Here is a 20,301-nt window from a genome sequence, read left to right as displayed (position 1 = left end):
GCGTGCGGTTCAGGAGAGGACCACCACGAGGTCGCCACCGGCCACGGCCTGGGCGTCCCGGAGCGCCACCCGGGCGACCGTGCCGGCGCGCGGGGCGGTGATGGCCGCCTCCATCTTCATGGCCTCGATCGTGGCCAGGACCTCACCGGCCCCGACCTGCTGGCCCTCGCGGACCAGGACGCTCACGACGCCCTGGAACGGTGCGGTGACGTGGCCGGGGCGCGCGCGCTCGGTCGACGTCAGCGGGGACATGGCTGCAGAACCTACCGACCGTCGAGCACGAACGCAGCCAGCAGCCCAGGGGTGGACCCGGCGGCCAGGTCCAGGCCGACGTCCTCGGGGACGTCGAGCACCGTCACGCGCTGCCGCCCGCCCGCGGTCGTCGCGTCGAGGGTCACCAGGCCCTGCCGGCGCTGGAACCAGGTGTCGCGCACGGTCCAGCCGATGACGTGGCCGACCCCGAGCACCTCGCGACGGCGTACGAGGCTGCCCGAGCGGGCGACCACGTGGCCCTCGACGAGCGCGTGGCCCAGCGAGCGGGACCGGTCGCGGGCCAGCGCCGCGGCGGGCAGGAGGAGGAGCGCGACCGGCAGCAGCACCGCCGCCGGGACGTCGGCCAGCAGCACGGCCGAGGTCGCCACGACGAGCAGGACCAGCACGGGGGACAGCGCGCGCAGCCACCGTCGCCGGGTCGCCACCGGCCCGTGCCCGCGCAGCGGGACGTACGCCGGGGAGCGGGCCCCGAGCACCTCTGCCGCGACGCCGGTGACCGTCGCGACGGGCGCGGGTGGCACGAGGGTCAGCGTGCCCTTCTGCTCCCCGCCGAGCCCGGTCACGACCGCTCCCAGCTCCGCGGCCCCGGCCAGGCGCAGCCCGAGCGGCTCGCGCACGACGACGCCCGCCAGCCGGGCGTCCTCCACGGACGTCTCCCGGGTGGTGAGCAGGCCGCGGACCAGTCGCCACTGGCGCGGGGTGCGGGTGAGCGTGAGGTCCCAGTGCGTGACGAGGTAGCCCGCGACGGCGAGCACGGCGCTGGCGAGAGCGGCGGCGACGAGCCCCACGCCCAGCAGCACCAGCCACCCCCAGCCCTCGGGGGCGAGGTCGGGCAGCCGGTCCACGCGCCAGGCGGAGTCCGGGGCGACCTGCGTGGCGACGCCGAGCAGGGCCGCGGCAGCCAGCACGCCGGCACTGGTGAGGGGTGCGTAGCGCGCCCAGGAGGGGTCCAGGCGGAGCACGACCCGGTCGGGCTCCGGGGGAGCGGCACCCGCGTCCGTGCCCGGCTCCGTGCCTTCGGCGGCCAGCGGCGCGCCCTCGGCGACCGCGCGGTCCAGCAGCGCGACCCGCAACCGATGGGCCTCGTCGCGGCCGAGCGAGTCGAGGTCGAGGTCCTGGTCGGCACCGGCGCCCGTGCCGATCCGGACGGTCGCCAGCCCCAGGACCCGGTGCACGGGCCCGGAGGTCAGGTCCACGGTCCGCACGCGGTCCAGCTGGGCGGTGCGCAGGGTGCGCTGCAGCAGGCCGCGCCGCAGCTCCACGCGGCCGTCGTGGATGCGGTAGCGGGTGGTGAGGTAGCGCGCGACGCCCAGCAGCACGGGGACCGCGACCGTCACCAGCTCCCAGCCCAGCCCGTCGCCGCGGGCGGTGCCACCGGCGACGAAGGCCCCCAGGAGCAGCGGGAGGAACCGGCGCAGCTCCTGCACCGGCTGCACCACGAGCATCCGCCGGTCGAGGCGGTGCCAGGTCGCGTCGTCGAGCGGCCCGCTCACGTGGCGTCCCCGGGGGCAGCGTCCGCGCGGACGGTCAGCTCGGCCACGAGCGACTCCGCGGTCGCCTGGTCCAGGCCCGCGATCGCGATCGCACCGGCCGCCGATGCGGTCGTGATGGTCACGTTGGCCAGCCCCAGGAGGCGTTCGACCGGCCCCTGGTCCCAGTCGACGGTCTGGATCCGGCTGATCGGGGCCAGTCGGCGCTCGCGGGCCCACCACCCGGTCTGGGTGTACGCCGCGTGCTCGGTGACCTCCCAGCGGTGCACCCGGTAGCGCCAGACCGGCACCAGGCCGACCCGCCCCACGGCGTACGTCGCGAGGAGGGCGGGCATCCACCAGCGCAGGTCATAGAGGTCCAGCACCGGTGAGGTGACGACCAGCGCGGTGACGAGCACCACCACCTCGGTGGCCGCGCCGAGCTGCCACATGAGCCGGGCACGGGGATCGACGCGGTGGGCGGGCGGGCGCAGCGTCGTCACGCCCTCGACCCTACGGGCGCAGCAGTGCGCCCAGCAGGTCGGTGTCGAGCGAGCCGTAGCCGGTGCGGCTCCACGCCCCGAGGTCGAGGCGGAAGTAGTGCGCGGGCCGGTCGCCCTCGACGAAGTCGAGCACGTCGCGCGGCTCCTTGTCGCGCGCCACGGCGACCTCGCAGTCGCGGCAGGCGGGGACGTCGACCCACGTGTCCAGGTGGTCCCACCGCACCCGTGAGCGAGCCCCGCCGTGCAGCGGGTGGAAGTAGCACGAGGGCGTCGGTTGCCAGTCGCGGCCGCGCACGGCAGCGGTCAGGGCCTCCCGGCCGCGCCGCGCCAGGACGAGCGCCCCCACCACGTCGGCGGCGGAGTGCCGGCGGTGCAGGATCCGGCTGGCCACGTCGTAGTGGTCCAGCGCCGCCTGCCACGCCGCCAGCCCGCCGCTGCGCCGCGGGTCGAGATCGGCGGCGTCGATGGCTTCGCCGAGCGCGAGCACGGCCTCCTCGGCCAGTGCCTCGTGCCGCCTGTCCTCGGCCTCCCGCACGGTCCGCACGACGGTGTCGGGGAGGACGAAGGCCGTCCCGCGCGCACGCGGGACGGGCCGTCGGCGCCGCAGCAGCAGGACGGCGGCCAGCAGGGCCAGCACGAGCCCGACGCCCGCCAGGACCAGGCCGACGTCGGGACCGGACCCCGCGTCCTCCGCGGCGCCGGGCGCGGGCACGCCGGTCCCCGTGCCGTCGCCCGACCCGTCGGAGGCCTCCTGCTCGCGCAGCTCGTCGTAGAGGGTGTCGGCCTCCTCGGTGCGCAGCAGCTCCAGGGTCCGCAGCACCTGACCCGGGAGGTCCTGTGGCAGCTCGGCGGCGGCGACCGCGGGCGCCGGGTAGAGGTCGTACTCGTCGGGGAAGGCCTGGACCTGCAGCTCGTAGGTGCTCTGGTCGTAGCGGGGACCGAGCAGGAGGTAGGTGCCCTCCCGTCCGGTGTCGTCGCGCACGAGGAACGCGAGCTCCTCGGGCCGGCCCCCGGTGAGCGGGTCGTCGTAGGACAGCTCGACGAGCGCGACGTACGTCGGCGTCGGCTGGTCCGCCACCGCCTCCTCGATCCGGGCCTCGTCCCGCGCGGTGACCACCTCGCGCAGCGCGGGGGCGACCCACACGCCGTCGCGCCCCAGCTCGGCCTCGAGGTCGGCCAGGGTCGGCTCGTCGATCCTGCTCACCGCACGACCTTTCCGACCAGCCACACCACCGGCACCAGCGCGGCGTACCCGAGCCCGACGAAGAGGACGCCGGCGAGCAGGCCGCCCCCTGGGCCGCCCCAGTAGTCGGACCCCTCGCCGTCGTACGGCGGCTCGGGAGGCACCTGCGACAGCTCCTGGACCAGGCGCAGCAGCGCGTCGCCGGGTCGGCCCATGCCGTTGGCGTCGACGAAGGGGCTGCTGAGCCCGTTGGCCTCGACCAGCACGCCGCTGCCCCGACTCACGATGGCGTAGTACCCCTGCTCGCCGACGCCCACACGCAGCTGCGCCATGGCGGCGTAGTCGGTGCTGTAGCCGGCGTCGTAGGAGGGCTCCCACCAGACCACGAAGAGCGGCACGGGGGAGTCGGCGACCACCTGCTCGACGGCCGCGAGCTCGCTGGGGCCCAGCTCGCCCTCGAGCTCGGGTGCGACGTGCAGCCCGTCCTCGAGGACGCCCTCGATCGCGGCGCGCACCCGGTCACCGGGAGCGCTGGCCTCCGCCGCTGCCAGGCCGGCGGAGTCGTAGTCGGTGGGACGCTCGGCCCGGCCCGGGAGCAGCCCGGCGGCGAGGCCGGCGAGCACGCTCACCAGCAGGGCCAGTGCCGCCGAGCGGACGCCCAGGCGGTTCACCGGCGCCGGTCCAGGTCCGCGAGGACGTCGCCGGCGAAGGTGTCCAGGTCGGGGGAGAGGGTGCCGAAGCCGGTGCGGGCCCAGACCGAGTCCCCCTCGTAGTACGGCCGGGACCGGGGGACCACACCGCGCCCGGGCTCGAGCAGGGCGTCGGGCTCCAGCCCGGCGGCGACGTCGCGCGCGCAGACCCGGCAGGCGGTGAGGGTGAGGTCGGCGTCGCCGTACCTCTCCTCGACCTGCTGGTGCGGGCCCGGGTGCCGCGGGTCGAAGAAGCACGCGGCGAGGGGCGCACCCGGCCGGCGCCGCAGCACGCGCTGTCCCGCACGGGCCAGGACGAGCGCACCCACGAGGTCGACTGCGTCGTCGGAGGCCAGCAGCAGGTCCGCCGCGTCCCGGGCTCGTGCCGCCTGCTCGTGCCGGGGGTGGCCGGTCGAGGAGGGCAGCTGCCGGGAGAGGGCCGCGAGCGAGGACTCGGCCTCGGCGCGGGCGGTCGCCGGATCCGGTGGAGCAGGCCGGGCGGGCCCCGCCGTCGACGTGCGGCGGCGCCAGCCGGGCCAGCCGGCGAGGCTCTGCAGGAGCAGCACGAGGAGGCCGGCGCCGACCGTGGTGCCGGCCGCCCAGCGAGCACCGGCACCCCACGGATCGGGGCGGTCGTCGTAGTCGGGCAGCTCGAAGGGCTGCAGCTGGGCCTCGCGCTCGGCCAGGTCGCGCACCGTCCCGGGGGACAGGCTCGTGGTCGTCGCCGACTCGCCCTCGCTGGTGGGGGTCGCCTCCACCGCCGTGCGCACCACCACCTCGGCCTGCACCCCGGGGGAGAGCACGTCCTCACCGCTCGCGGCCTCCACCGCGTCGAGGTCCCGGTAGCGCTGGAGGCTGAGCAGGGTCTCGTCCCACGGGGTGTCGACCGCCCTGATCGCGACCGGTGCGCCGTCGGCCACGACGACGTAGAGACCGGGCTCGCCGATGCGCCGTGCCAGGGCGCTGGCGAGGTACCGCGAGGCATCCGTGCCCGACTGGGCGTCCTCGGGCGTCCCGACGACGGCGACCCGGACGTCGAAGGGTGCCTGCGGGAGCAGCGCGGTGATGCGCTCGTCGGTGCCGGCGGCGTCGCCGGAGCCCCAGGTCTGCTGGACGAGCACGGGGTCGCGGCGCAGCAGGTCGGCGAGCTCGTCGACGGTGTCGGGGTAGGCGTCAGCCTGCGTCCCCGCTGCGGCGAGGAGCAGGCCGAGTCCCGAGAGGAGCGACGTGGGTCAGTCCTTCAGCTCGCAGATGACCTGGCCGTTCGTGACGGTGGCGCCGACCTCGGCGGACAGACCGGTGACGGTGCCGGCCTTGTGCGCCTTGAGCGGCTGCTCCATCTTCATCGCCTCGATGACCACCACGGTGTCGCCCTCGGCGACGCTCGCGCCCTCCTCGACGACGACCTTCACCACGGTGCCCTGCATCGGGGAGGTGACCGCGTCGCCGGAGGCGGCCGCACCGGCCTTCTTGCCGCCGGCACGCTTGGGCTTCTTGGCGCCACCCGCAGCGGCCGCGCCGCCGCCGATGGAGGCCAGGCCCGCGGGAAGGACGACCTCGAGCCGCTTGCCGCCGACCTCGACGACGACCGACTGGCGCTCGCCGGCCTCCTCGGCCTCCGCGTTCTCGCCGGAGTAGGGCTGGATCTGGTTGTCGAACTCGGTCTCGATCCACTGCGTGTAGACGGTGAACTCGCCCTCGCCGGTGGGGTTGGAGGAGCCGACGTACGCCGGGTCGCGGAGCACGGCCTCGTGGAAGGGGATGACCGTGGGCATGCCGTCGACGACGAACTCCGAGAGCGCGCGGCGCGAGCGCTCGATCGCCTGCGTGCGGTCGCGACCCGTGACGATGAGCTTGGCGATGAGGGAGTCGAAGGAGCCGGGGACCGTCTGGCCGTTCTCGTAGCCGCCGTCGACGCGCACGCCGGGGCCCTGCGGCGGGGTCCACGCCGAGAGGGTGCCGGGGGCGGGCATGAAGTTGCGGCCGCCGTCCTCGGCGTTGATGCGGAACTCGATGGAGTGGCCGCGGATCTCCGGGTCGTCGTAGCCGAGCTCCTCGCCGGCGGCGATGCGGAACATCTCGCGCACCAGGTCGATGCCGGTGACCTCCTCGGAGACGCAGTGCTCCACCTGGAGGCGGGTGTTGACCTCGAGGAAGGAGATGGTGCCGTCCTGGGCGACGAGGAACTCGCACGTGCCGGCGCCGTAGTAGCCGGCCTCCTTGAGGATCCGCTTGGAGGACTCGTAGAGCTCGCTCAGCTGGGCGTCGGTGAGGAACGGCGCGGGGGCCTCCTCGACCAGCTTCTGGTTGCGGCGCTGGAGCGAGCAGTCGCGGGTGGAGACCACCACGACGTTGCCGTGCTGGTCGGCCAGGCACTGGGTCTCGACGTGGCGCGGCTTGTCGAGGAACTTCTCGACCAGGCACTCGCCGCGACCGAAGGCCGTGACCGCCTCGCGCACCGCGGACTCGTAGGCGTCGGGGATCTCCTCGAGCGTGCGGGCGACCTTGAGGCCGCGGCCACCACCGCCGAAGACCGCCTTGATGGCGACCGGCAGGCCGTTGGCCTTGGCGAACTCCACGACCTCGTCGGCGTCGGCGACGGGGTCCTTGGTGCCGGGGGCGAGCGGGGCGTTCGCGCGGTCGGCGATGTGCTTGGCCTTGGCCTTGTCGCCCAGCGCCTCGATCGCGGCCGGCGGGGGGCCGATCCAGGTCAGCCCGGCGTCCATGACGGCCTGGGCGAAGTCGGCGTTCTCGGCGAGGAAGCCGTAGCCGGGGTGCACCGAGTCGGCACCGGACTTCTGCGCCACCGCGATGATCTTCTCGATGTCGAGGTAGGAGTCGGCCGGCGTCGCGCCACCCAGGGAGTGGGCCTCGTCGGCCATCCGCACGAAGATCGCGTCCCGGTCGGGCTCGGCGTACACGGCCACCGACCCGATGCCGGCGTCCTTGCAGGCCCGGATGACGCGGACCGCGATCTCACCGCGGTTGGCGATGAGGACCTTCTGCAGTGGCTTGATCTCCGGCACGCTGACTCCTGAACTGGCGGGGTGTGCGAGGGGCTGTGGGGCCGACGGGCGCCGGTCCGCGACGCAGGGTATCGCCAGCGGGGTACCCGGTCGGTCGGGGTACGCGCTGCGGACACCGGCACGTCCGTGGTCCAGACTCCGGATGCCCACGCGTGACCTCGGCACGCCGCGGGCGTTGAGGAGGACATGGACGCGACCGAGCACCCGTGGGCCGAGGCCTGGCAGGCACTGAGCCCGCTGCGCAGGACGGTCCTGCACTCGCGGATCGTGGAGCGCGAGCCCCTCGCCACGCTCGCCGACCGGCTGGGGCGCTCGGAGTCCGAGACCGAGGACCTCGTGCGCACCACCGTCCTCGCCTTCCGGCGCGAGGTCGTCCTCGCCCTCGGCACCGGGTACGACGCCGAGTGCGGCTCCCTCGTCCTGCGCCTGGCCGACAGCGCGGGCGAGCGGCTCGCCCGCCAGGAACGGCGTGCGCTCGCCATCCACGGCGGGTCCTGCGCGCCCTGCTCCTCCGCGGTGGTCGCCCTGCTCGAGCTCGACACCAGCCTGCGCGACGGCCTGCTGCACCTGGTCGGCACCGACCTGCCCACCCCCGCGGTCCCCGCCCCGCGTGCCGGGGGAGCGAGCACCGGGGGGCCCGCGGGACGCCGCGGCCGCCTCCGACTGCCTCTCCGCCAGGCCGGTTAACAACCGCTAACCACGGGGGTACGCTGGCCGCCATGACCAGCACCGCGTTCGAGCTCTCCCGCGAGCACGAGGAGTTCCGCCGCAGCGTCCGCGAGTTCGCGGAGGCCGAGATCGCCCCCCACGCCGCCCAGTGGGACAAGGACCACCACTTCCCCGTGGACGTGGTGCAGAAGATGGGGCAGCTCGGCCTCTTCGGCCTGACCGCCCCCGAGGAGTTCGGCGGCGCGGGCGAGGACGGCGACTTCACCAGCCTCTGCGTGGCGATCGAGGAGATCGGGCGCATCGACCAGTCGATGGGCATCACGCTGCAGGCCGGGGTCGGCCTGGGCATCAACCCGATCCTCACCTACGGCACCGAGGCGCAGAAGAAGGAGTGGCTCCCCGCCCTGGTCGCGGGCGAGCGGCTGGCCGGCTTCGGCCTGACCGAGCCGGGCGCCGGCTCCGACGCGGGCGCCACCCGCACCAAGGCCGTCCTCGACGGCGAGGAGTGGGTCGTCGACGGCGCCAAGCAGTTCATCACCAATTCCGGCTCCTCGATCACCAGCCTGGTCACGGTGACCGCGCGCACGGGCACCCGCGAGGACGGCCGCCCGGAGATCTCCGCGATCATGGTCCCGGCCGGCACGCCCGGGTTCACCGCCGAGAAGGCCTACGACAAGCTCGGCTGGCACGCCTCCGACACCCACCCGCTCTCCTTCGAGGGCGTCCGGGTCCCGGCCGACCACCTGCTCGGCGAGCGTGGCCGCGGCTACGCCCAGTTCCTGGCCACCCTCGACGACGGTCGCGTCGCCATCTCGGCGCTGTCGGTCGGCTGCATCCAGGCCTGCCTGGACATGTCGGTGGCCTACGCCGGCGAGCGCCAGACCTTCGGCGGCCCGATCGGCCGCAAGCAGGGCGTGGCCTTCCAGATCGCCGACCTCGAGGTCATGCTGCATGCGAGCCGGATGCTGACCTACCGCGCGGCCGCCATCAAGGACGCGATGGACCGCGACGGCTCGGCGACCTACCAGGAGTTCAAGCAGGCCGCGGCGGTCGCCAAGCTCTACTCCACCGAGTCCGCGGTGACCGCGACCCGGATCGCCACCCAGGTCTTCGGCGGCTACGGCTTCATGGAGGAGTACCCCGTCGCCCGGTTCTACCGCGACGCCAAGGTGCTCGAGATCGGCGAGGGCACCTCGGAGGTCCAGCGGATGCTCATCGCCCGGGGCCTCGGGCTGCCGGTCGAGTAGCCCCGGCTGCGCAGGCGCTCAGGCGCGGTCGGCACGCGGGGCCCAGAGGTCGGTCCACTCGCGCCCCAGCTCGCGGACCAGCTCGCGCAGCACCGGGAGGCTGACCCCCACCACGTTGTGGTGGTCGCCCTCGATGCCGCGCACGAACGCGCCCCCGAGCCCGTCGACGGTGAACGCCCCGGCGACGTGGAGCGGCTCGCCCGTCGCGACGTACGCCGCGACCTCGGCGTCGCTGGGCTCGGCGAAGTGCACCGTGGTGGACGCCAGCGTCGCGAGCTCCCGCGCGTCGCCGGCGATGCGCAGGCAGTGGCCGGTGTGCAGGACCCCGGAGCGCCCACGCATGGCCTCCCAGCGCGACACCGCCTCCTCGGGCGAGCCCGGCTTGCCGAGCGCCTGACCGTCCAGCTCGAGCACGGAGTCGCAGCCCAGCACCAGCGCCCCGGCCGGGACCTCGGGCCGGTCGACCACCGCCCGGCACTTCAGCTCGGCGAGTCCCACGGCCAGCTTGGCCGGGGGCAGTCCGTCGAGTACGGACTCGTCGACGCCCGACACCACGACCAGCGGGTCGAGGCCGGCGTTGCGCAGCGTGGACAGGCGTGCGGGCGAGGCGGAGGCCAGGACGAAGGGCAGCACGCTCGGACCGTACCGGCATGATGAAGGACATGCGGATCCTCCTGGCCCTGGTGGCGGTGCTGGCGCTCGCGGCGGGGCTCGTCGCCGTCGCCGCGTCGCGCAACCTCGGCCCCTTCGACCGGCCCGCACCCGGGGGCAACGTCTTCGCCGAGCGCGCGCTCTTCACCGACCCCGCCAACCGCACGCTGCAGGCGGCGGGGCGGATGGAGGCGGAGGGTCGCCCCGAGGACGCCGCGATCCTGCGGGAGATGGCCGCAGTGCCCTCCGGCATCTGGCTGACGCCGGAGGAGTACCCGCCCGGCTCGGTGAAGCAGTACGTCATCTCGATCGTCCAGAAGTCCGAGGCCGCCGACGAGGTGCCCGTCCTGGTGCTCTACGGCATCCCCGACCGGGACTGCTCCGGCGGCTTCTCCAGCGGAGGCCTCGAGCCCGGCAGCTACCGCTCCTGGGTCGAGGAGGCCGCCGACGCCGTCGCCGCCGTGGGGGCGACCGCCGCGGTCGTCCTGGAGCCCGACGCCCTGGCCTCCTCGCTCGAGTGCGGCAACCGCGACGAGCGCGTGCGGCTGATCGCGGAAGCGGTCGACGTGCTGGCCTCGGCCGGCATCACGACGTACGTCGACGCCGGGCACTCCGACTGGGTGCCCGTGGGGGAGATGGCCTCGATGCTCCAGGAGGTCGGGATCGACCGCGTGCGCGGCTTCAGCACCAACGTGTCCAACTACCAGACCGACGAGGCCGAGCTGGACTACGCCGAGCGCCTCGACCGCGCGCTGGGCGGTGGCACGCACTGGGTGATCGACCGCGGTCGCAACGGCAACGGCTCCACCGAGGAGTGGTGCAACCCGCCGGGGCGGGCCCTGGGCCGGCTGCCCGGGTTCGTCGACGACGGCACCGGGCTGGACGCCTACCTGTGGGTCAAGCCGCCGGCGGAGTCCGACGGCACCTGCAACCTCGGGCCCCAGGCCGGCGAGGTCTACCTCGACCAGGCGCTCGCCATGGCTCGTGCTGCCGGTTGGTGAGCCCCTCTGCTGCTATAGGCTCCCGCGCATGGTGGGCGACTCCGACTGGACCGCGGTGATCATCGAGGATGATCCCGACGTCCGCGACCTGATCGACGTCGTTCTCACCCAGTCCGGGTTCCGCACGGTGCTGGCCGAGGACGGCTTCGAGGGCGTGGAGGCGGTGCGCGAGCACAACCCCCTCATCACCACCCTCGACGTGAACATGCCCGGCATGGACGGCTTCGCGGTCGCCAAGCGGCTGCGGGAGTTCAGCAGCACCTACCTCATCTTCATCACCGCGCTGGCCGAGGAGATCGACGTCGTCACCGGCTTCGAGGCCGGAGCCGACGACTACCTCGTCAAGCCGTTCCGGCCCCGCGAGCTGCGTGCCCGCGCCGACTCCATGCTGCGCCGCCCGCGCGAGCGGACCGACGTCGGTGGCGCCCCGGAGCCCGCGGCGCCGGCGACCGCCGACCCGGTCCAGGAGTCCTGGGCCGCGCGAGCGGCCCGCGAGCTCGTCGAGGAGGCCGGGGGGCACCCGCCGCGCAGCGGCGGCGCCCACGTCCGGGCGGTCCCCGACCACCTGCCGCCGAGCGCGGCGACGACCCCGCCGGTCCAGGCCGCCGCCGAGCCGGTGCAGCCCGTCCCGCCGGCCCAGCCCATGGCGACGTACGCCGCTCCGGCGCCCGTGCCCGGCCAGCCCGTGCCGCCGGTGCCCCCGAGCCCGGGCGGGCCGTCCGCCGACGGGTCGTGGGTCCGGTTCAACGGACTCGCGCTCAACGCCGAGACCCGGCTGGTGACGGTCGGCGGTGCCGCGGTGGAGCTCACCCGCACCGAGTTCGACCTCCTGGCCTCGCTGCTGAGCACCGGCCGGCGGGTCCGCTCCAAGGCCGACCTGGTGCTCACGATGCGCGGGCAGCAGTACGTCACGTCGTACTTCGTCAACGAGGCCGACAAGCGCTCGGTCGAGGTGCACATCGCCAACCTGCGCCGCAAGATCGGCGACGACTCCACCAACCCGCGGTTCATCGAGACCGTGCGGGGCGTGGGCTACCGCCTGGCCGAGGCGCTCTAGCTCAGTTCGCGTTCACGGGGATCTCCGCGACCTCGGTCTTCTCGTCGGACTCGAAGATCGCGATCGGGACGGTCTGCTCCACGGTGCGCTCGATGAACTTCCCGCTGCCGGCGGCGGTCTCGATCCACACGGTCGCCGTGAACATCAGGTCGATGCCGCGGGTGTCGGGGTCGGTGCCCTCGATCGCCTGGTTGCGCAGCTCGAAGGCGCCCTTGGGCGAGGTGATGAGCATGCCGTACTGGGTGGAGAGCGGTTCGGGGTCGAAGGTGATCCGGCGGGCCTCCGCGTCGAGCTGGTAGGGCCGCTCCGTGCGGCCGCCGCCGCTGGTGATCGTCCGCGAGGTCACGCGGATCCTCTCCAGGTAGACCTTCCGCTTGGTGCGGAACGGGTCGCGCAGCCCCTGGGCCAGGTCGTAGGCCTGGAAGGTGAAGGAGAAGAACTTCTTGCCGCGGGGGTACCACTCGTTGGTGCGCGGCGTCGACTTCGTGGGGTAGAGCGTGTAGACGAAGTCCACGTCCTTGGCGCCGTCGACCTCGATGTGGCTCTGGAACGTGCCGTCGCGGGTGAACTGCGAGTCGTAGACGCGCTCCGCCGGGCTGGGGTCGCTCTCGGCGGGGACCGGGTCCGAGCCGCTGTCGAAGAAGCCGCAGCCGGTGAGGCTGAGCGCGCCGACGAGGGCGAGCGCGGTCGTCCGCGCGGCCAGCCGGCCGCGCAGGGTGCGGGATGTCATGCCTGGTACCCCCGGTAGCGCTTGCTGGCCTTGATGATCATCCACGCAGTCTGCAGCACGGTCAGGACGCCGAGGACGCGCCACCCGACGAAGAGGATGTCGGACTTCGCCGCGGCGTCCAGCGGGCCGAGCTGCCAGCCGGCGAGGAGCAGGGCGTAGACCACCAGCGCGATGACGAACGGGTAGACCCAGGCGATGCCCTTGCCCCGCTCGGCCTTGGCCTGCGCGGCCCAGTTGTCGGTCTGCTGACGGCTGAAGAACTTGTACCAGGCACGGACGAAGTGGCCCATCCGCGTGAACATGTAGAGCTCGGCCGGCACGACCAGCAGCGCGAAGAGGTAGTCGCGCTTGTTGCGGAACGCCATGGAGTGCGCGACCCGGACGTTGAGCCACACCGCCGCGAGCGGCGGGATCAACCACAGCGGGCTGAAGACGAAGGCGTCGAACATCAGCGACCACGCCAGCAGCACCATGAAGAGGAACCGCGTGGTCATGTTCTGGACCATCGACATGTGCTCGAACCAGCGCAGGCGCAGGTTGGGGTGGAACGGCTGCCCGCGGGTGTCGCCGCGCTGGCCGGGCCACATCAGGTCGATCGCACCGAAGTTCCACTTCACCTGCTGGGCGTCCAGCGAGCGCAGCGTGGTCATGCCGCCGACGTGCGCCCGCGCCTGGGCGGAGATCTTGGTGAGGTAGCCGGCGGACTTGATCTGCAGCGAGAGCAGGGAGTCCTCGACCTCGGAGTCGCTGACCCACGGGGTGCGCTGGTGGCTGTCGCGCATCACGTCGCGCAGCGCCTGCGTGGAGAAGATCGAGAACTGCCCGCCGAGGACCGCCATGTTGCGGCCCTTGAGCAGGTTCTGCATGTTGAAGGCGGAGAACTGCGCACGCTGGCCGGCGATGAGGAACTTCTCCCACCAGCTGTCCAGGGCGCTGTCGTCGATCGAGTAGACCGCCGAGATGCCGCCGATCCGGTCGTCGCTGGCGATCTCGTTGACGAGGTGCTCGATGGCGTCGGGCTCGGGGGTGGTGTCGCCGTCGACGCCGAGCAGGTAGTCCATGTGCTCGACCAGGGAGTAGCCGTAGTTGAGCGCCCCGACCTTCTTCTCGGGGTTCTTGCCGATGTCGTGCACGTAGACGACGGTGTGCTGCTCACCGCTGGGCGTCATCCGGGTGTGCGGGCCGGCGTAGTGGCTGGCGATCTCGACCGACTCGTCGGTGGTGTTGTTGACGACCAGGTGGATCACGTCGGGGAGACGGGTCTGCTGCAGCAGGCTGTCCAGCACGCCCGCGATCGTCTCGGCCTCGTTGTAGGCCGGGATGATGCAGCCGACCGTCGCGCGGTACGTCGGGATGGAGTCCAGGCCGTCGAGGAACTCCCCGGCGTACGCCTCGAGCCCGGGGTCGGGCCGCTGGACGTAGTCAGGGACCCGCGGCGCGGGCGGGGCCGGCGCCCAGGGGTCGGCTCCCGGGCGCTGGTCGAGCCTGGTCTCGTCGCTCACGTCATGCTCCTGTCGGCGGGTACCCGACCAGTGCCGGGACCTGTCGACCATCGTGGCGAGCCGACCTCAAGACCTGTCGCCGTCCTGCCTCAAGATTCCCGCAAGTGTTGCTCAAGCCGAGCGACGGCGGCTCCCGGGGCGACTTCCGGGGGCGACGACCGGGGTCAGAGCGGCAGCCCGCTGGCCCGCCAGGCGCCGCGCCCGTGCGGCAGCGTCCGGCGTACGCCGCGGTGCGGGGCTGCCCACTGCGACCGCGGTCGCGGCGCCTCGGGCTCAGCGCCGCCGAGCGCCGAGAGGACCGCGACGAGCGCGGCGACCTCCTCGGGCGTGGCGTCGGGGCTCACGACCCGCAGCAGCGGCTGCTGCGGGTCCTGCGGGGTCTCCGGGGTGGTCTCGTCGGCCATCAGAGCGGGATGTTCCCGTGCTTCTTGGCCGGGAGGCTGGCCCGCTTGGTCTTGAGCAGGCGCAGCGCCCGGATGACCTCGACCCGGGTCTCGTGCGGCTGGATGACCGCGTCGATGTAGCCCCGCTCGGCGGCGACGTAGGGGTTCGCCAGCGTCGTCTCGTACTCGTCGATCAGCTCCGCGCGCTTGGCCTCGACGTCGCCGCCGTCCTTCTCCACCTTCGCCAGCGTCTTGCGGTGGATGATGTTGGCCGCGCCCTGGGCGCCCATGACCGCGATCTGGGCGGTCGGCCAGGCGACGTTGATGTCGGCGCCGAGGTGCTTGGAGCCCATCACGTCGTAAGCGCCGCCGTAGGCCTTGCGCGTGATGACGGTGACCAGCGGGACGGTGGCCTCGCAGTAGGCGTAGATCAGCTTCGCGCCGCGGCGGATGATGCCGTTCCACTCCTGGTCGGTGCCGGGGAGGAAGCCGGGCACGTCGACGAAGGTCAGCACCGGGATGTTGAAGGCGTCGCAGAACCGCACGAAGCGGGCGGCCTTCTCGCTGGCGTCGATGTCGAGGGTGCCGGCGAACTGCATCGGCTGGTTGGCCACGACTCCCACGGGCGAGCCCTCGACCCGGCCGTAGCCGATGATCAGGTTGGGCGCGAAGAGCTCCTGGACCTCGAGGAACTCGCCGTCGTCGAGGATCGAGGTGATCACGTCGTGCATGTCGTAGGGCTGGTTCGCCCCGTCCGGGATGAGGGTGTCGAGGGCGCGGTCCTCGTCGGTGATCTCGAGGACCGGGTCCTCGGGGTAGACGGGCAGCTCGTCGAGGTTGTTCTGCGGGAGGTAGGACAGCAGCGCCTTGACGTACTCGAACGCGTCCTCCTCGTCGGAGGCCATGTAGTGGGCGTTGCCCGACTTGGTGTTGTGGGTGCGCGCACCGCCGAGGTCCTCCATCGAGACGTCCTCGCCGGTGACGGTCTTGATGACGTCGGGTCCGGTGATGAACATCGCCGAGGTCTGGTCGACCATGACGGTGAAGTCGGTGACGGCGGGGGAGTAGACGTGGCCGCCGGCGCAGTTGCCCATGATCATCGAGATCTGCGGGATGACGCCCGAGGCGTGCACGTTGCGGCGGAAGATCTCGCCGTAGAGGCCGAGGGAGACCACGCCCTCCTGGATGCGGGCGCCCGCGCCCTCGTTGATGCCGATGATCGGGCTGCCGGTCTTGATCGCCAGGTCCATGACCTTGACGATCTTCTCGCCGTAGACCTCGCCCAGCGAGCCGCCGAAGACGGTGAAGTCCTGGGAGAACACGCACACCTGGCGGCCGTCGACGGTGCCGTAGCCGGTGACCACGCCGTCGCCGTAGGGCCGGGTCTTCTCCAGGCCGAAGGCCGTCGAGCGGTGGCGGGCCAGCTCGTCGAGCTCGACGAACGACCCCTCGTCGAAGAGCATCTCGATCCGCTCGCGGGCGGTCTTGCGACCCTTCGCGTGCTGCTTCTCGACGGCCTTGGCCGAGCCGGCGTGCACCGCCTCGTCGAGACGGCGCTCCAGGTCGGCGAGCTTGCCGGCCGTGGTGTGGATGTCGATCTCGGGGGTCTCGTCCGGCGCTGCGCTCACGGGTGCGGCTCTCCTCTGGTCCGTCGGTACGTCGGTGCGTCAATCTAGTGCCCGTGACCGACCACCCGGGCGAGCGCCCACCTGTCGACAACCCCCTCGACCCCACGAGGCTGGCGCCGCTGGGCGTGGAGGTGCTCCCCGCGACCCCGTCGACCAACGCCGTCGTGGCCGAGCGGGCCCTCGCCGGCGCGCCCGAGGGGCTGGTGGTCGTCACCGAGCACCAGACCGCCGGACGCGGCCGCCTGGACCGTGGCTGGCAGACGCCCGCCGGCTCGGCGCTCACCTTATCGGTCCTCCTCCGGCCGCAGGTCGCGCCGCAGCGCTGGCCCTGGCTGCCGCTGCTGACGGGGTACGCCGTCGCCAAGGTCCTGCGCGCGGCCGGGTACGCCGCCACGCTGAAGTGGCCCAACGACGTGCTCCTGGGCGAGCGCAAGGTCGCGGGGATCCTCGTCGAGCGGGTCGAGGGGCCCTCCGGTCCTGCCGCGGTCGTGGGGATCGGGCTCAACGTCCTGCTCACCGACGAGCAGCTCCCCGTCCCCACCGCGACCTCGCTGCTCGTGGAGTCGGGCCCGGGGCAGCCGGTGCCCGACCGCACCGACCTGCTGGCCTCGCTGGTGCAGGGGCTGATGGAGGCCTACGACGCCTGGCAGGTCGGCGAGGAGGGCCCGGCGACGACCCACCTGCGCGAGTCCTGGACGCGGGTCTGCTCCACGCTCGGGCGCGACGTGGACGTGGCGATGCCCGACGGCAGCACACTGTCGGGTCGCGCCACGGGGATCGACGAGCACGGCCGGTTGGTCGTGGCCCCCGGCGGTGGACCCGAGGTGGCGGTGGCGGCGGGCGACGTCGTGCACGTGCGCCCTGCCTGAGGGACCAGCGCCGCACGACCCGCGCCCGGAGGGGTCGATCAGTGCCATGATCGGGCCGTGCCGATCTCGCAGAAGCTCCTCAACGACGGTGAGCGGGTCGTGGTGTCCACGCGGACCCACCCGAAGGTCCTCATCGGACCGGTCCTGCTGCTCGTGCTGCTGCTGGCGCTCGGCACGTTCGTGGACGCCCGCACCGAGGACGGTGCGGGCGCGGTCGTGGCCTGGGTCGTGTGGGCCCTCGTCGCGGTCGGGGTCCTGCGCTTCTCGGTCTGGCCCTTCCTGGACTGGCTGACCTCGGTGTACGCCTTCACCGACCGGCGGCTCATCACGCGCACCGGGGTCATCACCCGCCGCGGCCACGACATCCCCCTGACCCGGATCAGCGACGTGGCGATCGAGCTCCACCTGCTGGACCGGGTGCTCGGCTGCGGGACGCTGGTCATCAGCGACGCCAGCACGCACGGCTCGGTGGCGCTGCCCGACATCCCGCGTGTGGCCGACGCCCAGCGCCGCCTGGGCGACCTGCTGCACGAGATCCACGGTCGGGGGGAGCGTCGTGACGAAGGGCTTTGAGCCCGAGCCCGCGAGCGGGCCGCCCATCGACCCCCAGCCCGGCGACCCCCAGCCCGGCGACCCCCAGCCCGGCGACCTCGAGCGGGCGATCCTCGGGGGGCTGCCCGAGCTGACCGCACCGCAGATGGCCGAGGCCGCGGGCGTCACCCGTGACCAGGCGCGTCGGCTGTGGCGTGCCCTGGGCTTCCCGGAGTACCCCGACGACACCCCCGCGTTCCTGACCGCCGACGCGGACGCGATCAGGCTGCTGCGCGGAGTGATGGACGAGGGACTGCTGGACTTCGACCTGGCTGTCAACCTCACCCGGGCCCTGGGCCAGACCATGGCGCGCCTCGCCGACTGGGAGATCTCCTCGCTGGTGCAGCGGGTGGAGGAGATGACCGCGGACTCCGAGGGCGTGACCCGGGTGGAGACCGCCCTCCGGCTGGTCGAGCAGTTCTCCCGACCCTTCGAGGAGCTGCTGATCTACGCCTGGCGTCGGCACCTCGCGGCCGCGGCCGGCCGGATCGAGACGCTCGCGGGCCAGGACGACGAGGACCTGCACGTCACCGAGCTGACCGTGGGCTTCGCCGACATCGTCGGGTTCACCGCCCTGTCCAACACCCTCACCGAAGACCGGATCGGCGACCTCGTCGAGCTGTTCGAGATGCGCTGCGCCGATGTCGTGGCCACCCAGCGCGGCCGGATCATCAAGAGCATCGGGGACTCGGTGCTCTTCGTGAACGACGACCCCGTCCGCGCCTACGACACCGCCGAGGGGATCATCAACGTCATCGGACGCGACCAGCGGATGCCCGACGTGCGCGTCGGCCTGGCCAGCGGCCCGGTCGTGATGCGGTTGGGCGACGTCTTCGGCCCGCCGGTGAACATGGCGGCCCGGCTCACCAACGTGGCCCGTCGCAACCGAATCATCATCGACGCCGCCACGGCGGGGCTGCTGCCCGCCGACCAGTTCGAGACCCGCCGCATGGCCGCGCGGCCGGTCCGTGGGTTCGGGATCGTCGAGCCCCTCGCCGTACGCCGGCACTGAGCCGAGCCCGGGCCGGCACGGGGGTGGTCTGGACCGGTCGGAGCCCACCCCGGCGCGGTGCCCCACCCGGAAGGGGGAGGGGCCCCTGTCACGTGCTGTCACGCCACGTGGTCACGACGTCGTCGGCCGCTCGGGGGAGCTCAGGCGGGCCACCGACGCAGGGGGACCGTTCCTGTCCAGATCATGCCGCCGGGTGGGGTGGTGCCTGCGCCCGCGTAGGCCAACTGACAGGAAGAGGACACTGTCAGATCGCGGCAACTGCTCCCGTTCGGTGGTTTTGCTTTTTACGATGTGCGGGTGATCAAGGTCCAGGAAATCAGCATCGACCCCTCCACCCGTCGCGCGTGGCGGGCAGGTAAGGAGATCACGCTATCGCGCAAGGAGTTCGACCTCGTGCACGCCCTGATCACCCGGGCCGGCGAGGTCGTCACCCGTGACGAGCTGATGCGCGAGGTGTGGCACACCTCGTTCTGGACCTCCTCCAAGACCATCGACGTCCACCTCGGCTGGGTGCGCCGCAAGCTCGGTGACGACTCGCGGCGCCCGCACCTGATCACCACGATCCGGGGCAAGGGCCTGCGCTTCGAGAAGTCCTCGCCCGCTGCCTGAGGGCTGAGCCCCCACCCGCCCGCCCCCGCGGGACCCCTAGGCTTGCCGCGTGCCCGACTCGCCCGTGCTCGCCGTCGTCGGCGGAGGTCAGCTCGCCCGCATGATGGCCCAACCGGCCATCGCCCTGGGACTGCCCCTGCGGCTGCTCGCCGAGGCCGAGGGCGTCTCGGCGGCCCAGGTGATCGTCGACCAGACCGTCGGTGACTACCGCGACCTCGACGTGCTGCGCCGGGCGACCGCCGGCGCCAGCGTGGTCACCTTCGACCACGAGCACGTCCCCACCGAGCACCTGCACGCCCTGGAGGCCGAGGGCCTGGCGGTGCGCCCGGGTCCCGAGGCCCTGGTCCACGCCCAGGACAAGGCGGTCATGCGCGAGCGGCTCTCGGCGCTCGGCGTGCCCTGCCCGCGCCACGCCGTGGTGGCCGACGTCGACGAGGTGGTCGCCTTCGGCTTCCCGTGCGTCCTCAAGACCACGCGCGGCGGGTACGACGGCAAGGGGGTCTGGGTCGTGCGCGCGCCCGAGGACTGCGCCGAGGCCTTCGAGGCCGCGGCGGCCTCCGGCGTGCGCATCCTGGCCGAGGAGCTCGTCGACTTCCGCCGCGAGCTCTCCGCGCTCGTGGCGCGCTCGCCGAGCGGCCAGGCGGCGGCGTACCCCGTCGTGGCCTCGACCCAGCTCGACGGGATCTGCCACGAGGTCGTCGCCCCGGCGCCCGACCTCGACGAGGACCTGGCCGGGCAGGCGCAGGCGCTCGCGCTGCGGGTCGCCGGCGAGCTCGGCGTGACCGGCATCCTCGCCGTCGAGCTCTTCGAGACCACCGACGGCCGGATCCTGGTCAACGAGCTGGCCATGCGTCCGCACAACACCGGGCACTGGACCCAGGACGGCGCGGTCACCTCCCAGTTCGAGAACCACCTCCGCGCGGTGATGGACCTGCCGCTCGGCTCCCCGGCGCCCCGCGCCCGGTGGACGGTGATGGTCAACATCCTCGGTGGCCCCCACCCCGAGGTCGGCCGGCTCTACGACGGCTTCCCGCACGCCCTGGCGCGCGACCCGCACCTGCGCGTGCACCTCTACGGCAAGCAGATGCGCCCCGGCCGGAAGGTCGGCCACGTCAACGCCTACGGCGAGGACCTCGAGGACTGCCTGGAGCGCGCGCGGCACGCCGCCGCGTGGTTCCGCGGCGACCTCGGCGACGAGAGCGAGTGAAC

Annotated in this window: 21 protein-coding genes; 9 read left to right on the top strand and 12 right to left on the bottom strand. The window is 73.2% G+C overall.

All coding sequences use genetic code 11. The features are described 5' to 3' along the window. Positions 1-9: 9 nt before the first annotated feature. From ACYVID_RS08690 to ACYVID_RS08660, 7 genes are all read right to left on the bottom strand, one after another. The gene (locus tag ACYVID_RS08690) at positions 10-252 is read right to left on the bottom strand and encodes a biotin/lipoyl-containing protein (RefSeq protein ID WP_460736317.1); all 243 of its coding nucleotides are present in this window, start codon (positions 250-252) and stop codon (positions 10-12) included. Positions 253-263: 11 nt separating this feature from the next. Then, positions 264-1,766, bottom strand: a complete 1,503-nt coding sequence (locus ACYVID_RS08685) for a PH domain-containing protein (RefSeq protein ID WP_460736316.1) — start codon at positions 1,764-1,766, stop codon at positions 264-266. Next, complete coding sequence (locus tag ACYVID_RS08680; RefSeq protein ID WP_460736315.1) at positions 1,763-2,245, bottom strand: PH domain-containing protein; 483 nt, start codon at positions 2,243-2,245, stop codon at positions 1,763-1,765. The genes ACYVID_RS08685 and ACYVID_RS08680 overlap by 4 nt, the downstream gene beginning before the upstream one ends. A gap of 10 nt (positions 2,246-2,255) precedes the next feature. Next, on the bottom strand, positions 2,256-3,449 hold the full coding sequence (locus tag ACYVID_RS08675) for a hypothetical protein (RefSeq protein ID WP_460736314.1): 1,194 nt from the start codon (positions 3,447-3,449) through the stop codon (positions 2,256-2,258). After that, entirely contained in the window at positions 3,446-4,099 is a 654-nt protein-coding gene (locus ACYVID_RS08670) for a hypothetical protein (RefSeq protein ID WP_460736313.1), read from the bottom strand. The genes ACYVID_RS08675 and ACYVID_RS08670 overlap by 4 nt, the downstream gene beginning before the upstream one ends. Then, a complete protein-coding gene (locus ACYVID_RS08665; RefSeq protein ID WP_460736312.1) occupies positions 4,096-5,238 on the bottom strand; it encodes a hypothetical protein in 1,143 nt (380 codons plus the stop codon). Before ACYVID_RS08665 ends, ACYVID_RS08670 begins: the two co-directional genes overlap by 4 nt. Positions 5,239-5,349: 111 nt before the next feature. Further along, the gene (locus tag ACYVID_RS08660; protein WP_460736311.1) at positions 5,350-7,143 is read right to left on the bottom strand and encodes an acetyl/propionyl/methylcrotonyl-CoA carboxylase subunit alpha; all 1,794 of its coding nucleotides are present in this window, start codon (positions 7,141-7,143) and stop codon (positions 5,350-5,352) included. Between the two features lie 186 nt (positions 7,144-7,329). Between ACYVID_RS08660 and ACYVID_RS08655 the strand changes: the two genes are divergently transcribed. Both ACYVID_RS08655 and ACYVID_RS08650 read left to right on the top strand, forming a co-directional pair. Then, positions 7,330-7,830 carry a hypothetical protein gene (locus ACYVID_RS08655; protein ID WP_460736310.1) on the top strand — a complete coding sequence of 167 codons (501 nt, stop codon included), beginning with the start codon at positions 7,330-7,332 and terminating at the stop codon, positions 7,828-7,830. 32 nt (positions 7,831-7,862) lie between these two features. Next, positions 7,863-9,059, top strand: coding sequence for an acyl-CoA dehydrogenase family protein (locus ACYVID_RS08650; RefSeq protein WP_460736309.1), 1,197 nt, complete (start codon positions 7,863-7,865; stop codon positions 9,057-9,059). An 18-nt stretch (positions 9,060-9,077) separates the two neighbouring features. Here ACYVID_RS08650 and ACYVID_RS08645 read toward each other — a convergent pair whose 3' ends face one another. Continuing rightward, positions 9,078-9,692, bottom strand: coding sequence for a Maf family protein (locus tag ACYVID_RS08645; RefSeq protein WP_460736308.1), 615 nt, complete (start codon positions 9,690-9,692; stop codon positions 9,078-9,080). Between the two features lie 17 nt (positions 9,693-9,709). Here ACYVID_RS08645 and ACYVID_RS08640 point away from each other — a divergent pair, with 17 nt between their 5' ends. Continuing rightward, positions 9,710-10,711 carry a glycoside hydrolase family 6 protein gene (locus tag ACYVID_RS08640; RefSeq protein WP_460736307.1) on the top strand — a complete coding sequence of 334 codons (1,002 nt, stop codon included), beginning with the start codon at positions 9,710-9,712 and terminating at the stop codon, positions 10,709-10,711. 28 nt (positions 10,712-10,739) lie between these two features. Further along, entirely contained in the window at positions 10,740-11,768 is a 1,029-nt protein-coding gene (locus ACYVID_RS08635; protein ID WP_460736306.1) for a response regulator transcription factor, read from the top strand. Position 11,769: 1 nt separating this feature from the next. On the opposite strand, the gene ACYVID_RS08630 is transcribed toward ACYVID_RS08635, so the two are convergent. The 4 genes from ACYVID_RS08630 to ACYVID_RS08615 form a co-directional block, all read right to left on the bottom strand. Continuing rightward, positions 11,770-12,498, bottom strand: coding sequence for a hypothetical protein (locus ACYVID_RS08630; protein ID WP_460736305.1), 729 nt, complete (start codon positions 12,496-12,498; stop codon positions 11,770-11,772). Further along, positions 12,495-14,000, bottom strand: coding sequence for a glycosyltransferase family 2 protein (locus ACYVID_RS08625; RefSeq protein ID WP_460736304.1), 1,506 nt, complete (start codon positions 13,998-14,000; stop codon positions 12,495-12,497). The genes ACYVID_RS08630 and ACYVID_RS08625 overlap by 4 nt, the downstream gene beginning before the upstream one ends. Positions 14,001-14,164: 164 nt before the next feature. Beyond that, positions 14,165-14,404 (bottom strand): acyl-CoA carboxylase subunit epsilon, encoded by a 240-nt coding sequence (locus ACYVID_RS08620; RefSeq protein WP_460736303.1) that lies wholly within the window; start codon positions 14,402-14,404, stop codon positions 14,165-14,167. Next, complete coding sequence (locus ACYVID_RS08615; RefSeq protein ID WP_460736302.1) at positions 14,404-16,011, bottom strand: acyl-CoA carboxylase subunit beta; 1,608 nt, start codon at positions 16,009-16,011, stop codon at positions 14,404-14,406. Before ACYVID_RS08615 ends, ACYVID_RS08620 begins: the two co-directional genes overlap by 1 nt. Before the next feature lie 53 nt (positions 16,012-16,064). Here ACYVID_RS08615 and ACYVID_RS08610 point away from each other — a divergent pair, with 53 nt between their 5' ends. From ACYVID_RS08610 to ACYVID_RS08590, 5 genes are all read left to right on the top strand, one after another. Then, on the top strand, positions 16,065-16,880 hold the full coding sequence (locus ACYVID_RS08610) for a biotin--[acetyl-CoA-carboxylase] ligase (RefSeq protein WP_460736301.1): 816 nt from the start codon (positions 16,065-16,067) through the stop codon (positions 16,878-16,880). Positions 16,881-16,937: 57 nt separating this feature from the next. Further along, the gene (locus tag ACYVID_RS08605) at positions 16,938-17,453 is read left to right on the top strand and encodes a PH domain-containing protein (protein WP_300638973.1); all 516 of its coding nucleotides are present in this window, start codon (positions 16,938-16,940) and stop codon (positions 17,451-17,453) included. Further along, positions 17,437-18,483 carry an adenylate/guanylate cyclase domain-containing protein gene (locus tag ACYVID_RS08600; protein WP_460736300.1) on the top strand — a complete coding sequence of 349 codons (1,047 nt, stop codon included), beginning with the start codon at positions 17,437-17,439 and terminating at the stop codon, positions 18,481-18,483. The genes ACYVID_RS08605 and ACYVID_RS08600 overlap by 17 nt, the downstream gene beginning before the upstream one ends. Before the next feature lie 297 nt (positions 18,484-18,780). After that, the gene (locus ACYVID_RS08595; protein ID WP_460736299.1) at positions 18,781-19,092 is read left to right on the top strand and encodes a winged helix-turn-helix domain-containing protein; all 312 of its coding nucleotides are present in this window, start codon (positions 18,781-18,783) and stop codon (positions 19,090-19,092) included. Positions 19,093-19,141: 49 nt separating this feature from the next. After that, entirely contained in the window at positions 19,142-20,299 is a 1,158-nt protein-coding gene (locus tag ACYVID_RS08590; protein ID WP_460736298.1) for a 5-(carboxyamino)imidazole ribonucleotide synthase, read from the top strand. Positions 20,300-20,301 lie beyond the last annotated feature (2 nt).

The sequence above is a fragment of the Nocardioides ginkgobilobae genome (genome assembly GCF_054781275.1).
Note: the sequence above shows the minus strand (reverse complement) of the source record. Positions and strands in the feature narration are given on the sequence as shown.